Origin of the sequence: Acinetobacter sp. CIP 64.7, from assembly GCF_000369745.1 — a bacterium.
Lineage (GTDB): Bacteria > Pseudomonadota > Gammaproteobacteria > Pseudomonadales > Moraxellaceae > Acinetobacter > Acinetobacter fasciculus.
Map to the genome: position 1 here is coordinate 157,922 of NZ_KB850178.1, position 14,785 is coordinate 172,706.

Sequence of the window (14,785 nt, forward strand, 5' to 3'; positions counted from 1 at the left end):
TTTATACTGCATTTATTATTGATGTGTTCTCACGAGCAATTGTTGGATGGAAAGTATCGACACGGATGAATACAGATATGGTGCTCGATGCATTGGAGCAAGCATTGCATGATCGAGGCATGCCAAAGAATGTGATTCATCATTCCGACAGAGGTGTGCAATATCTTTCCATTCGCTATACCAATCGTTTAGAAGCAGCAAATTTACGAGCATCAGTCGGTACGACCGGTGATTCATACGATAATGCTTTGGCTGAAACGGTGAATGGCTTATACAAAACAGAGGTGATTGAATATCTAAAAGCAGATTGGCAAGGTTTAGCAGATGTACAACTTGCGACACTAAATTGGGTAGATTGGTTCAATAAAGAGCGTGTACATAGTGCACTAGGTTATGTATCACCTTTTGAGTTTGAAGCAATGTACTATGATAAGATTAACCCGTTAGGTCAGGTGGCCTAACTTAAATAAAAAAGTCTCCGACAAACCCGGTACGGTTCAGAATGAATTAATTGACTTACATGTCAGTGCTATCAGAGAAAATATAATCAAGCAACAAAAGCTTATTGAACAATTATCTGATTTAAGAGGTACTTGTGATGGTTTATGTACAATTGACCAATGTGGAGTTCTAAAAAATCTAGCTTGATTATCTAGACCTATGCTTTTTCAAAAACTCTGTATATCTTTACTTAAGGCTGCAAAAAGATTAAGGTGACTTAAATTTTGTGATCAGATCTTAGATAGCTTTGGTTAGCTTCCGATTGGTGTTTTAAATACAGATTTGTGTATGAAGAGAAAAACATTTCTAATCCAGATATTGGTACTCTTATTCACATTCCAGAATATTTGGAGTGTGGCAGAGGCTGCTTGTCTGCATGAAATGCCAAACATACCCAATTCAATACTCTCTAATCCAATCGATTTAGACGAAAAGAGTGATAGTCCTCGTCAAGCACTTTATTCCCTAGAAAACTATAAAGAAATCTATGACTATTGTCAGAAGGTTTGTTTTAACGAAAAGTGCAGTCATTTCTCAAATACAATCGTGATTCAGATTGACCCACCCGATGATCTGAAGCTTAAAGCTAATTTTGAGACCGGCATTACCCCAACTTATTTGGGAATAACTTTTTATAAACCCCCTTATCTGGATCAATTAACCCCGCCTCCCGATTTGCCCCTACTATTGGTGGGGTAGTCTTATAAAAGCCCACCACTCCTAATTTCATTATGCGTGGGGCATTTTCATGTCAAAAAACAAATTACATCAGGATACCTCCATCCTGAATTTATCCTGGTCAGCCTTAGGTAGCGGTATCTTGCTATCTGCAATGATCAGCTTCAGTACTTCCGTAGTCGCCAGTACTCAAGATTTAACGCTGCAGCAAGCTATTGAGCAGGTTAACCAATATCAAGCGTCCCAAAATTTCTGGGAAACGCAAAACAGCATTAATGCCACGAATCTTCAGCAAAGTAAGCTGTTTAAAAATCCTGAACTGTCAGTTGAACAAACGGGATTTGGTTCAAATAATGAAAAAGAGCTTACCATTGGCATATCACAACCCTTGGATATTTTTGGTGAGCGAAGAGCAAACCAAAAATTAGCCAGTCTCTCTACAGATAAAACAGCGCTGAAACAGAAGATTTATCAAGCACAAATTGAGCTTGCAGTGAAATATGTATGGTCACAACTGGCCATTGCTGAACTTGAAAAAAACATTGTCAATGAACAACTTCGGGTGAGCCAAGAAAACCTTCAAGCAATCGAAAAGCGCTTTAATGCAGGCAGTATTGCCCAAGTAGATGTAAATCGCGCACGTTTAAGCCATGCTGAAAATATCCGTCTTTTTAGACAGGCAGACTTACAGGTACAAGTGGCCACCCAACAATTATCAAATTTATGGGGTACGTCTGATAAGTCATTGCAGGTAAACCTCTCTTCACAAAAGCTCTGGCCAAAATCGACTCATGAACAGGTTCAAGAATATTTAGCGGAAAACTACGTTGAGAAATATCGAGCTTTACTGGTATTAGAGTCTCAAGCAACGGTTGATCAACTAAGGGCAAAGGCACGTCCTAACCCCACTTTAAACCTAGGTGTCAACCGCACCCAATCCTTGGAAAACTCCACACAAAATCAATTAGTAGTCGGAGTCAGTGTACCGCTTAATATTTTCGATCGTCAGCAAAATGGCATAAAAATCGCGCAAGAAAAAATGAACTTATTAGAGCGTCAGAAAGAGTTTTATCTGAAGCAAAATGCGCTGCAAATAGGCACAATTTTAACCGAGTTGCAGGGTTTAGAGCTGCAATTCAAAGTCGTTGACGAGACTCAAATTCCTTTGGCGACTCAAGTTCAAAGTAAGACGCTACAAGGTTTCTTGGCAGGCAAGTTTGCTTTAACCGATGTTCAGCAAGCCACGCTTCAATTACAAGACATCCGTCTGCGTAAAGTCCAGTTGTTACGGGATGGCTGGCAAAAGGCCATTGAAGCAGAAAGTTTGAGCTTAGGCATTAGCCCAAGTGAAGTCATGTCGAAAGATGCTATTGCACAAATCAATCAAAACTTATGGCAAGACATACAGGCCATGCCTGTCATTGGTGGGGGAAATTAACATGTTCGATCTTAAAAACAGCTTAAAAAAACAGAGCGGAAAAATCTCTCAACCTCTACTGATTAGTTTGGTTATCGGCGCTACCGTACTCCTCAGTATTTTCTTGATCTTGTCGGGTAAGAATAAATCTGAAACATCAGATGAACATGCAGAGGAAGAAGGCGCAGAGGAACATGGAAGTGAAGAACATGGCGGTGAAACCGAAGAGCATGCAGAAGGCGTGAGCCTGACGGCCAAGCAACTGGTGGAACAGGGCATACAGTTATCAGCGGTCGATCAAGGTCCGGTGGTTAAATTAAGTTCTTATCCTGCCAAACTGAATGTGAATACGGATCAGCAAGCGCATGTCTCACCGAGTTTTAGCGGTCATGTAGAAAATGTTTATGTAGAACTCGGCCAAAAAGTTCAGAAAGGGCAGCCTTTGGCTACATTGCTTGTTCCTGATCTAGTTGATCAGCAGGCCAATCTTAAAATTGAACAAACCAATCTGGAACTGGCGAAACAAGACTTTGAGCGTGAGCGTCAATTGTGGTCACAGGGTATCTCAGCAAAACAGGACTATCAACGGGCTTATAACAGTTATAAACGGGCACAAATTCAGGTTCAAGCGGCCCAATCACGTTTAAGCGCATTTGGTGCAGTGAATGCCAGTAACGGGCGCTATATTTTAAAAGCCCCAATTTCTGGCGTGATCAGTAAAAAGGATTTGGTTCTCGGGGAAAATGTTCAGTTAGCCGATCAACTCTTTACGATAGACCGGTTAGATCAACTCTGGCTTGAATTTATTGTTCCAAATTCTGAAATTATGGGCTTAGCCCCGAATCAAAAGATCGAATTTAAATCCTTGCAAACAGAAAAGGTTTATCAAGCTGTTATTCAGACTTTAAATACTGAAGCGGATATTCAAACAGGTCGTCTTCAGGTGCGAGCAAAAGTTGAATCGAATGCAACCGAATTACGTCCAAACTTGATGGTGAACGTACAGTTGCAACAACGGAGTGAAAGTACCGCATTACGGGTACTTAAGTCCGCAGTTCAGAATGTCGATGGAAAAGATGTGGTTTTTGTCGCCACTCAGCATGGACAAAAAGTTGAATTCAGTCCGCAACCTGTGAAATTAGGGCAATCATCTGGGGAGAGCCAATGGATTGAAGTGGTGAGTGGGCTTAGTCAGGGACAAAAATATGCCGCTCAAGGCAGTTTTTTACTGAAATCCGAGCTGGAAAAAGGAGAGGCTTCACATGAGCACTGAAACTCCTCAAATTCCAGACCACGAATCGGTAAAACCTGAAGGACTGTTTGATCGACTGATCCAGTTTTCTATCCATAACGCAATCTGGGTCATGCTGTTTATTGCGGCTTGGATTGCTATTGGTATTTATAGTTATCAAAAGTTACCGATTGATGCTGTACCAGATATTACCAATACTCAGGTGCAGATTAACACTTCAGCCAATGGTTTTACGGCTTTAGAAATGGAACAGCGGATTACATATCCAATCGAGAATGCCATGTCAGGCATGCCGAAAATGGAACAAACCCGTTCGATTTCACGCTACGGCTTATCGCAAGTGACCATCATTTTTGAAGATGGCACGGATATTTACTGGGCCAGACAGCTTATCAACCAGCGCTTGCAAGAAGCAATGGGAGAAATGCCTGAAGATGTGCAACCTAACATGTCGCCTATTTCGACAGGTTTAGGTGAAATCTATCAATGGGTGATTAAAGCCGAACCAAATGCTAAAAAGCCGGATGGAACCCCTTATTCGGCGATGGATTTACGTGAAATTCAGGATTGGATTGTAAGACCGCAATTACAGCGCGTAAAAGGCGTTGCTGAGATCAACAGTATCGGTGGCTTTAATAAAACCTATGTGGTTGCCCCTGATCTGAACCGATTGCAACAATTGCAAATTCCTTTGTCTGATTTACAAACTGCCTTAACAGAGAATAATGAAAACCGTGGTGCTGGCTATATTGAGAAAAATGGACAACAGCTAACGGTTCGTGTTCCCGGCACTTTAAACACGATTGAAGATATCCAGAACATCAGTATTGCCAATAAAAACGGCTATCCGATTCGGGTGGCAGATGTCGCCAATGTCTCAATTGGTCATGACTTAAGAACAGGGGCTGCAACCTATAATGGTGAAGAAACTGTATTGGGTATTGCCATGATGATGATGGGAGAAAATAGCCGTACCGTTGCTCAAGCCATTGATGAAAAGGTGCAATCGATCCAGCAATCGCTACCTAAAGGTGTGGTGATTGAGACTGTGTATGACCGTACGCATTTGGTTGATCGGGCGATCAAAACCGTTCAGAAAAATTTGATTGAGGGTGCAATCCTCGTCATTGTTATTTTATTTCTCTTTCTAGGTAATTTCCGTGCTGCGCTGATCACGGCTTGCGTTATTCCACTGTCAATGCTGTTTACCTTGACGGGAATGGCAGAGCAGAAGATTAGTGCAAATCTGATGAGTTTAGGGGCACTGGACTTCGGTATTATTATTGATGGTGCAGTGGTTATTGTAGAAAACTGTATCCGTCGGCTAGCAGAAGCTCAGAAGCTGAAAGGTGGTTTACTTAGCCGTTCTGAAAGATTTAAAGAAGTCTTCTTGGCTGCAAAACAGGCGCGTCGTCCTCTGATTTTTGGACAGTTAATTATTTTGGTGGTTTATCTACCTATCTTTACCCTGACGGGTGTAGAAGCCAAACTTTTCCATCCTATGGCAATGACTGTTGTACTGGCTTTAATTGGGGCCATGATTTTATCTGTCACTTTTGTGCCAGCCGCAGTTGCCCTATTTGTCACTGGAGAAGTCAAGGAAACCGAAAGTCGCTGGATGCATTGGCTTAAAACCAAATATGAACTGCTTTTAGATAAAGCCTATGAGCTTCGTTTATTTGTGACTATTGTGGCTGCCTGTATTTTAGTGCTTACGGGCGTGCTAGCCACTCAAACAGGTAGCGAGTTTGCACCTCAACTGGGTGAAGGTGATTTTGCTGTTCAGCAAATGCGTTCCCCAAGTACAGGGTTAGAACAGTCACTGAGAATGCAGGAAAATACTGAAAAGTTACTGTTGAAAGAATTTCCTGAAATTAAAGCGATCTTTGCCCGTACCGGTACAGCAGAAGTGGCCACAGATGTTATGCCACCCAACATTTCAGATGGCGTGGTACTGTTAAAACCTCATGATGAATGGCCTGATCCAAAACAAACGATTGATGAGCTTCGCCAAAGAATGATTACTTTCTTAGCGACATTGCCGGGAAATAACAGTGAGTTCTCGCAACCCATTGAACTGCGCTTTAACGAGTTAATTTCAGGGGTGCGAAGTGATGTGGGTGTCAAATTATTTGGTGATGACATGGAGATTCTAAATCGCGAAGCGAATAAAATTTCTCAAAAAATTAACTCAATTTCAGGCGCGACAGCCGTTAATGTAGAACAGACCAGTGGCTTACCCTTGTTGAATGTAGAGGTGGATAAGTCCAGAGCTGCACAATATGGCTTGTCGGTAAGAGCAATTCAGGATCTGGTAGCTACAAGTGTCGGTGGCCAGAATGTTGGAACAATTTTACAGGGAGACAAGCGTTTTGATTTTGTCATCCGTCTAGATGAATCCCAGCGTAGTCCTGAACAGTTAGCGGTACTTCCTATTCAATTGCCGAATGGTGGTTTAGTCCAACTGCAAGATGTGGCACGCGTTGAAAATATCCTGGGTATTAATCAGGTCAGCCGTGAAAATGGTAAACGTCGAGTGGTTATTACTGCAAATGTAGAAGGACGTGATTTAGGCTCATTCGTAACAGAGCTTCAGAGCACGTTATCCAAACAGGAATTACCAAGCGGTTATTGGATAGATTATGGCGGTCAATTTCAAAATCTGATGTCTGCAAAAGCGCGTATGCAATTGGTGGTTCCGCTCGCATTGTTGACGATCTTTATTTTATTGATGGCTGTATTCCATAATATCAAAGAAAGCTTACTGGTCTTTAGTGGTGTACCGTTTGCCTTATGTGGAGGCTTAATCGCGTTGTGGTTGCGTGACATTCCATTATCCATGTCAGCAGGGGTTGGCTTCATTGCACTATCGGGGGTGGCTGTACTGAATGGCTTAGTCATGCTCACCTTTATCAAAGAGTTGCGACAACAATATGACCTTTATTATGCAACGTGGCAGGGTGCAATTTTGCGTCTTAGACCTGTGCTGATGACCGCTTGTGTGGCGTCCCTTGGGTTTGTCCCGATGGCTTTGGCAACCGGAACTGGGGCAGAAGTACAGAGACCTTTAGCAACAGTGGTTATTGGAGGAATTATCTCCTCTACCCTGCTTACATTGGTTTTATTGCCCGTACTGTACCGCTGGATGAATGAAAAGAAAGCTTCTTAATCCAATAGATTAGTCGATTTACAGCAGAGATATTGGCTGTTATCCAATATCTCTGCTCATCATAAATAGAATAAGGAAAATATTTTATGTCAGAACATCATGATCATAGCCATGCGGTTGTTACTGAAGAAAATAGTAAGAAGTTAATGGTTGCTTTGGGTTTAACGACTACTTTTTTAATAGTAGAAGTTGTCGCTGCTTTTATTACCCAAAGTTTGGCTTTGTTATCTGATGCAGCTCATATGTTTACTGATGTAGCCGCTTTAGCTATTGCTCTTGCCGCTATCAAAATTGGTAAAAAAGCCGCAGATGATAAAAGAACTTTTGGCTATCAGCGATTTGAAATTTTAGCGGCTCTGTTTAATGCGGTGATGCTTTTTGTGGTAGCAATATATATTGTATATGAAGCTTATCAACGTTTTACGAACCCTGCTGAAATTCAAAGTGTTGAAATGATGATTGTCGCGGTCATTGGTTTGGTCGTAAATTTGATTTCAATGAAAATCCTTTCTGCTAGTGCTGAAGGAAGTCTAAATATAAAAGGTGCATATTTAGAAGTTCTTAGTGATGCTCTAGGATCGATAGGCGTGATTATCGGAGGAATAGTTATTTATTTTACCCAGTGGATGTGGGTTGATACCGTAATCGCTGTGTTAATTGGCTTCTGGGTCTTACCTCGAACTTGGATTTTATTAAAACAAAGTATTAATATTCTGCTTGAAGGAGTTCCTGATGAGATTGATATTGAGTCGTTAAGAAATGATTTATTGAAGCTAGAGGGCGTTGAAGGGATTCATCAGTTGAAAGTCTGGGCTATATCCTCAAAAAATATTCATTTAACTGCTCATTTGGTTGCTCCTAATAGCGATCCAGATCAGCTCTATCAAAAGGCCTTAGACGTTCTAAAACATAATCATAGTATTACTGAAATTACGTTACAAATAGAAAGTACGGAATGTAATACATTGGAACAGCATAAACATTAAAGTGCTGCTCTTTCTACATAATGGACAGATGACTAGGCTGATAAACCTTACCATTTTCCTGTATTACACTTCTATTTATCACACGCACTTTAAACACCATCCTGAGACATTTTAAAATTACAAGAATGTAATTTATGAGTCCTCTGGGTGTTAATTCTTTAAAGTTAGAATATCTAACAAGTATTAAATGAGAGTAAATAAACATGCTATTCAAAAATAAATTTTGTACTAAATTACTGTTAATTAGTGCATTCTTTAGTATCGCAAGTTTTAGTTATGCAGATGGCGGCTTGTTATTTCTTGAAAAGAATTTAAAAGCTTCTAAAGTTGAAAATTCTAAACAAAAACAAGTTAAAAATAATGAATCAAATGAATCAAATGAATAGTTGGGTTGCATAAATAAATCAATTAGACTTATTCATTCAGCAATATAATTCCTGAATGAATAAGTTTATAACTAAAACCTATCACACCATTAGTTGAACTACATATAATTATAATATTAAAAATAAAGTATTTTTTTTAATCCCATTTCAATGGGTCATCTTTATATATCTCAATTTATGTTGTAAACATACAATAGACTTCCTTCATAAATCATTTTTCAATCAATTTAATTGTTTATCTTTCACCCAATCTAAATTGTATATGCCAGCAAGTAAATTAAACCGCAGGTTTAATCTTTTACGACGATTTCTATATACACAAGATAAAATCTTAAAACATTTCATCCTTCCAAATACATGCTCTACTTGAATTCGTCTACGACCAATCTCTGTATTTAACTTTTTTAATTCAGAATCTAATTTTTCAGTTTTCTTTGCTTTAGATGGCATGAGGTATCCAAAACCCAATTTTTTTATCCCTAAATACCCCTTATCAACGATAAAAAAGGGCTTAAATTTTAATTTCCTCATACTTTTTTTAAATATTTTAAAATCATGCATGCTTCCATGACTTCCACATACACTCAGTATTTCACCTGTTGTATAGTGCATAGATAGCTGAAATTTAAAGGTATGTCGCTTTTTTTTACCGCTATACCATTTCTTCTGTTTTTTTTGGACGTTGAACTAATATTTCAGTTGCATCAATCACAACAACTTCCCAATCCACTTCATCTCGATTAGGAAGTTGTTTTGGCAAGTTAAATTTTCCAGAACGGATTAAGGTATCTTCAATAACACGTGTGATACGAATTGCACTCGTTTCAGATACACCGTAACTCATACCAAGATGGAAAAATGTTCGATATTCTCTCCAATATTCTATACATAAGAGCAAACGATCTTCCAACGGTAATTTATGCGGTCGTCCTTTACCAATATGACGAGGTAAATGCTTATTTAGCTCGGCCAACATGAGGTTAAATGTAGCCCAACTAACACCGGTAAGCCTACGAAACTTAACGTTTGATAATTTTTGAATATCTTTGAATTTCATCCAAGGATTATCTCTTGAATTAAATAATTTTGCTCATTAATTTAAGATCAAATAAATTGTACGTTTTTTGATTTATGACGGAAGTCTAATGTAATTTCTAAATAAAAATATCCAATTTTTTTAAATCACTTCAGGATATAAAGCTTTAGCTATGCCAAAGCCAATTAAACCTGCTATGGCTAAATATAGGGCTTTCATGTACCACATGCCCCAAAGTACAGTTATTTTATTTGCTGAAAACTTATGTACTGGCTGACTTAAAAAATTGGTTGTTTGGTTAAATGACTTTTCAGATGCTTCAAGAGCATAATAATTTAATGCGGGGAACAAGCAAGCAACCAATAAAATAGCGATTGCGGGAAACACAAATGCTTTAGGCAGACTAAATTTTATTGCGAATTATAAAGCCGCACCTACACCAATAATGCCTAAAAAGGATTTAGTAAAGCTTGCAAAGTCTAAGCCAGTTGTGCCTGCACCTTTCCACATCAAAAAGCCTATGTGGGGCAGTAAAAAAGTTTCATACTAAGTATTAAAGTATCATACTGAGCAATAAATTCTCATACTAGATTGCTCAAAGGATTTATCTATGGCCTTACCTAAATACAATCTTGAATGGTGTCAAAACTATGCGAAACAGCATAAAGGAGAATGTCTTTCAAAAGAATATCTAGGTAGGACTGTTAAACTCCTATATAGATGTGAAAAAGGCCATGAATTTTATGCCACTCCTGCCGTTCATATACATAAAAAATCTTGGTGTAATGAATGTAGCAATAGAGATGTTGCGCATACCTATGAATTTGTTAAGGAATTTATAGAAAGTAAAGGCGGTGTTTTATTTTCTACAGAATACATCAATGTACGTCAGAAGCTTGATGTGCAATGTGAAAAGAAGCATAAATGGAATCCTACTTTTCAAAACTTATTTCACAATAACTCATGGTGTCCAGTTTGTTCTGGTACAGGTAGGCGTACCTATGGCAAACGTGTAAGGGTCATAAGCTAGTATGAAACTTTATTACTCATAAATGTTTCATGGATTCATATCTAAAGTTCCAGTATGAACATTTATTGTTTTTTCAGTTTATATGCTTTCACATAAAATCAAAGGCTTGAGAGTAAGCCAATCTGCTTTTAAATATTCAATAACCTCTGTTTTGTATAAGCCATTCACCGTTTCAGCCAAAGCAATATCATATGAATCACCAGTTGTACCGACTGATGCTCGTAAATTTGCTGCCTCTAAACGATGACATTGTTGTCAAAATGCAGGGTATTGGTGGCTCCCCTTAGGGGCATAATTTGTTGAAGCCTAGGTTACTACTAAAAAATTAAAAAATAGGAGCTTAGAGCTCCCATTTTTATATTAACTTTCTAAGTCCCTATGTTACTTTGAAGAATACTTCATCATAATGTCCGAATACAGCTATATTTTTTTGATTTCTACAATATCACTGGATTCAATGAGCGATTGGATATTACCAAATAAACTTTGAATATAATCAGACGCTATATGGATATCTAAATCCTCCCTGCTACGCCATTCTTCTAAGAAGAAATATCTACTCGAGTCATTTTCGCTAATATAAAGCTCATATTTCAAGCATCCTTCTTCGTGAAGCGTAGGCTCTATTACACTTTTTAAAAGCGCTTCTAACGTCTCTTTTTGATCTGACTTTGCCTTAAAGTTCGCAATTACTGAAATAGTCATTATTTCACCTTTAATTTGTTTTAGAAGTTTTCTAGTACAATTTTGCCTTTTGACTTACCTGATTCAAGTAACTTATGCGCCTTCTCCAAGTTTGCAGCGTTAATTTTGCCTAGATTTTGGTTGAGGGTACTTCTAATTTTTTGCTGGTCAACTAATTGAGCAACCTGTTGCAATAGATCACCTTGCTTTTCAATATCATCGGTTTCATACATTGAACGGGTGAACATCAACTCCCAATGGATAGAAATAGATTTAGTCTTAAATGGCATAATATCAAATGTTTGTGGATCATCGATCAATCCAAGCTTGGCTTGTGGTGCAATCAGAGAAACTATTTGCTTGATATACGTTTCTGTATGATTTGTAGAGAATACATATTTTGGTTTTTCAATGCCTAGTGTCTCGATTTGTGCATTTAAATCTTTGCTATGATCAATGACATGGTCGGCACCAAGTGATTCCACCCAAGATTTCGTTTCTTCCCGTGAAGCTGTTGCTATAACGGTCAGATTTGTTTTTGCTTTTAGGAGTTGGATAGCAATTGATCCTACACCGCCTGCACCACCAATAATTAAAATACTGCCAACTTCTGTTTCTGAAATTTGAAATCGATCAAACAGCATTTCCCATGCCGTTATTGCAGTTAATGGCAATGCTGCTGCTTCTGCATTAGATACTGTAATTGGTTTAAGACTGATAATTCGTTCATCGACTGCTTGAAACTCAGCATTACTACCATCTCGGGTTAAATCGCCAGCATACCAAACAGAATCTCCTACTTTAAACGCGGTAACTTTTGAGCCAACTTCAATAATTTCCCCAACGGCATCCCAACCTAAAATACGATTATTTGCTTCAGACGAATTTTTTCTCACTTTGGTATCAACTGGATTCACAGAGATTGCCTGAACTTTTACCAGTACATCACGCTCCTTAAGCGTAGGCTTCGCTTTTTCAATATCTACCAATGAATTTTTAAAATCATCATGGTTATTGATAACATACGATACGGCTTTCATAGATTTGTCCTTAACTTTAAAAAAATATAGTAAAAATAGGAGCGAAGTGCTCCCATTTTATGTTATTCAATCATTAAAACTCTTGGCTCGTTGGGCGCAAAACAATTTCATTAATATCTACATCCGCAGGCTGTTCAATTGCATAAGCAATTGCTCGAGCGACTGAGTCAGCTGGTATGGCTTGTTTGTAGAAATCAGTAACAAACTCTGAACTTTCTTTATGAGAAGAACCGAATTTTAGTTCTGACTCAATTGCACCAGGCTCAATAGTCGTCGTTCTAATTGTTCCCCCAACTTCATGACGAAGGCCTTCAGAGATGGCTCTTACAGCAAACTTAGTACCGCTATAAACAGTACCTCCTGGACTAAATACTTTTAACCCTGCAACAGATGCGAGATTAATAAAGTGTCCAAAGTTTTGTTTTTGGAAAACAGGCAGTGTAGCTGCTATACCATAAAGAACACCTTTAATATTAATGTCGATCATACGATCCCATTCATCAACTTTTAGCTCACTTAATGGTGCAATAGACATTAATCCAGCATTGTTTACCAATACATCGATTTGACCAAATGCGCTTAATGCCTTTTCAATAAGTGCTTGTACTTCATGTGGTTTGGTTATATCCATACCAATAAATTCAGCTTGACCACCTTCAGCACGAATGTCGTGAACAATAGCCTGTAATTTTTCAGTACGTCTAGCACCAAGTACAACCTTTGCACCTTTTTTAGCAAGTAAGCGAGCAGTAGCTTCACCTAAACCACTACTTGCACCTGTGATAACAATAACTTTATTTTCTATATTATTCATACAAGTAACCTTCAACTTATCTGTCAATCATATTTGATGGATTAAGTATTACAGCCTTGTTAGGTATAATAAATGAATAATATTATCTTTCAGAATTCCTATTTACGGAATAATTACCATAACACAGGATTGGACATGCAGAACAAATTGGAAATGATGCGTATCTTTTGTGTCGCAGCAGAGTCTCGAAATTTTAAAGAGGCAGCCACTCAGCTGGGTATTTCCCCGCAGGTAGTGACACGGGCAATAAAAGAGCTAGAAGAGCAGCGCGGAGAGATTCTGTTTTACAGGAGTACTCGACAAATTAAAATTACCGCTGATGGTGAGCGTCTGGCAAAGCAAGCACATTTTGCGGTAGGATCCATTGATGCTCTGTTTGTAAAAGACACCAAGGAAAAACGAGATGAAATGCGTGGGACCGTCCGTCTTACTGTGTCGTCTGTGTTAGGGCGCAAATTGGTAGTACCCGCACTAGCAGAATTTGCCACACGTTATCCAGATTGAACCGTACCGGGTTTGTCGGAGAGTCAATATTCTGAGAGACTATCCCGATGACAAAATTAAAATATACCCCTGAAATCAGAGAAAGAGCGGTTCAATTATTGATTGAATCCGAGAAAGATTATCCATCGAATTGGGCTGCAATCACAGCAATTGCTCCTAAAATTGGCTGTACTCCTGAAACACTACGTGTTTGGTATCAAAAATACTTAGATCAACAAAATCCAGTTAAAGCACAGCAGCTTTCAGACCAAGAACGTATCAAACAACTGGAACGCGAAAATAAAGAACTGCAACGTGCTAACGAAATTCTACGTAAAGCAGCGGCTTTTTTCGCCCAGGCGGAGCTCGACCGCCCACACAAATAATGGTGGATTTTATCCATAACAATAAGGCGTTATATGGTGTTGAGGCGATTTGTAGAATTTTACCGATCGCTGCTTCAACCTATTACCGGACTTTAGATCTCGCAGACAATCCAGAACATCGAGCGAAACGGGATCTGCATGACCTTCATCATGCTGAACAAATTAAACGAATTTGGAAGGAAAGTTCAGGTCGGTATGGTGTGCGTAAGGTCTGGCAACAACTGAAACGTGAAGGCTATGTGATTGCACGTTGTACAGTTGCTCGATTGATGCAAAAGCTAGGTATACAAGGTGTTTGGCGTGGTAAGAATAAACAAACCACCCGTAACCGAGATGACCAAAAACGGGCAGATGATTTAGTGAAACGTAATTTTAATGCTGATCATCCAAACCAACTATGGGTGGGTGACTTTACGTATATTCAAACAAATTCAGGCTGGGTTTATACTGCATTTATTATTGATGTGTTCTCACGAGCAATTGTTGGATGGAAAGTATCGACACGGATGAATACAGATATGGTGCTCGATGCATTGGAGCAAGCATTGCATGATCGAGGCATGCCAAAGAATGTGATTCATCATTCCGACAGAGGTGTGCAATATCTTTCCATTCGCTATACCAATCGTTTAGAAGCAGCAAATTTACGAGCATCAGTCGGTACGACCGGTGATTCATACGATAATGCTTTGGCTGAAACGGTGAATGGCTTATACAAAACAGAGGTGATTGAATATCTAAAAGCAGATTGGCAAGGTTTAGCAGATGTACAACTTGCGACACTAAATTGGGTAGATTGGTTCAATAAAGAGCGTGTACATAGTGCACTAGGTTATGTATCACCTTTTGAGTTTGAAGCAATGTACTATGATAAGATTAACCCGTTAGGTCAGGTGGCCTAACTTAAATAAAAAAGTCTCCGA

General features: G+C 38.9%; 14 protein-coding genes, 4 pseudogenes and 1 other annotated feature. Of the genes and pseudogenes, 11 read left to right on the plus strand and 7 right to left on the minus strand.

Annotation, left to right across the window (positions count from 1 at the left end; all coding sequences use genetic code 11):
• The 8 genes and pseudogenes from F890_RS02895 to F890_RS02925 all read left to right on the plus strand — a co-directional run.
• Positions 1–461, plus strand: a 461-nt coding sequence (locus F890_RS02895; RefSeq protein ID WP_005265667.1) for an IS3 family transposase, incomplete at its 5' end; no start/stop codon positions are given.
• Positions 462–501: 40 nt separating this feature from the next.
• Positions 502–648, plus strand: a pseudogene (locus tag F890_RS17965) (MerR family transcriptional regulator); the annotation flags it as partial.
• Positions 649–789: 141 nt separating this feature from the next.
• A complete protein-coding gene (locus F890_RS02900; protein WP_004733191.1) occupies positions 790–1,200 on the plus strand; it encodes a hypothetical protein in 411 nt (136 codons plus the stop codon).
• 49 nt (positions 1,201–1,249) lie between these two features.
• On the plus strand, positions 1,250–2,617 hold the full coding sequence (locus F890_RS02905; protein ID WP_004281854.1) for a TolC family protein: 1,368 nt from the start codon (positions 1,250–1,252) through the stop codon (positions 2,615–2,617).
• Between the two features lies 1 nt (position 2,618).
• Positions 2,619–3,869: an efflux RND transporter periplasmic adaptor subunit gene (locus F890_RS02910; protein WP_005265668.1), complete on the plus strand. Its 1,251-nt coding sequence runs from the start codon at positions 2,619–2,621 to the stop codon at positions 3,867–3,869.
• Positions 3,859–7,017 (plus strand): efflux RND transporter permease subunit, encoded by a 3,159-nt coding sequence (locus tag F890_RS02915; protein WP_005265669.1) that lies wholly within the window; start codon positions 3,859–3,861, stop codon positions 7,015–7,017. Before F890_RS02910 ends, F890_RS02915 begins: the two co-directional genes overlap by 11 nt.
• 86 nt (positions 7,018–7,103) lie before the next feature.
• Complete coding sequence (locus F890_RS02920; protein WP_005265670.1) at positions 7,104–8,003, plus strand: cation diffusion facilitator family transporter; 900 nt, start codon at positions 7,104–7,106, stop codon at positions 8,001–8,003.
• 203 nt (positions 8,004–8,206) lie between these two features.
• On the plus strand, positions 8,207–8,389 hold the full coding sequence (locus F890_RS02925; RefSeq protein ID WP_004281850.1) for a hypothetical protein: 183 nt from the start codon (positions 8,207–8,209) through the stop codon (positions 8,387–8,389).
• A 222-nt stretch (positions 8,390–8,611) separates the two neighbouring features.
• Here F890_RS02925 and F890_RS17970 read toward each other — a convergent pair.
• The 3 genes and pseudogenes from F890_RS17970 to F890_RS02940 all read right to left on the minus strand — a co-directional run.
• Positions 8,612–9,004 (minus strand): annotated as a pseudogene (locus tag F890_RS17970) (transposase family protein); the annotation flags it as partial.
• Between the two features lie 37 nt (positions 9,005–9,041).
• The gene (locus F890_RS02935; protein WP_000669095.1) at positions 9,042–9,446 is read right to left on the minus strand and encodes a transposase family protein; all 405 of its coding nucleotides are present in this window, start codon (positions 9,444–9,446) and stop codon (positions 9,042–9,044) included.
• A gap of 120 nt (positions 9,447–9,566) precedes the next feature.
• The gene (locus F890_RS02940; protein WP_228127370.1) at positions 9,567–9,776 is read right to left on the minus strand and encodes a hypothetical protein; all 210 of its coding nucleotides are present in this window, start codon (positions 9,774–9,776) and stop codon (positions 9,567–9,569) included.
• A 259-nt stretch (positions 9,777–10,035) separates the two neighbouring features.
• On the opposite strand from F890_RS02940, the gene F890_RS02945 reads away from it, so the two are divergent.
• The gene (locus tag F890_RS02945; protein ID WP_004281849.1) at positions 10,036–10,455 is read left to right on the plus strand and encodes a hypothetical protein; all 420 of its coding nucleotides are present in this window, start codon (positions 10,036–10,038) and stop codon (positions 10,453–10,455) included.
• A 117-nt stretch (positions 10,456–10,572) separates the two neighbouring features.
• On the opposite strand, the pseudogene F890_RS18495 reads toward F890_RS02945, so the two are convergent.
• From F890_RS18495 to F890_RS02960, 4 genes and pseudogenes are all read right to left on the minus strand, one after another.
• Positions 10,573–10,701 (minus strand): annotated as a pseudogene (locus F890_RS18495) (IS3 family transposase); the annotation flags it as partial.
• Between the two features lie 174 nt (positions 10,702–10,875).
• A complete protein-coding gene (locus tag F890_RS02950) occupies positions 10,876–11,160 on the minus strand; it encodes a putative quinol monooxygenase (protein WP_004281848.1) in 285 nt (94 codons plus the stop codon).
• Positions 11,161–11,180: 20 nt separating this feature from the next.
• The gene (locus F890_RS02955) at positions 11,181–12,179 is read right to left on the minus strand and encodes a zinc-binding alcohol dehydrogenase family protein (protein ID WP_004281847.1); all 999 of its coding nucleotides are present in this window, start codon (positions 12,177–12,179) and stop codon (positions 11,181–11,183) included.
• Positions 12,180–12,252: 73 nt separating this feature from the next.
• A complete protein-coding gene (locus tag F890_RS02960; protein WP_001059480.1) occupies positions 12,253–12,993 on the minus strand; it encodes an SDR family oxidoreductase in 741 nt (246 codons plus the stop codon).
• A 135-nt stretch (positions 12,994–13,128) separates the two neighbouring features.
• Here F890_RS02960 and F890_RS02965 point away from each other — a divergent pair.
• Together F890_RS02965 and F890_RS02975 are read left to right on the plus strand one after the other, a co-directional pair.
• Positions 13,129–13,494: pseudogene (locus F890_RS02965) on the plus strand (LysR family transcriptional regulator); the annotation flags it as partial.
• Between the two features lie 50 nt (positions 13,495–13,544).
• Positions 13,545–14,764 (plus strand): IS3 family transposase gene (locus F890_RS02975; RefSeq protein ID WP_155756775.1). Its coding sequence is split into 2 segments (ribosomal slippage): positions 13,545–13,821 and positions 13,821–14,764, totalling 1,221 coding nucleotides; the frame shifts between segments, so codons are not numbered across the junction.
• Positions 13,820–13,936: a sequence feature (AL1L pseudoknot), on the plus strand. Its footprint overlaps the gene before it by 117 nt.
• Positions 14,765–14,785 lie beyond the last annotated feature (21 nt).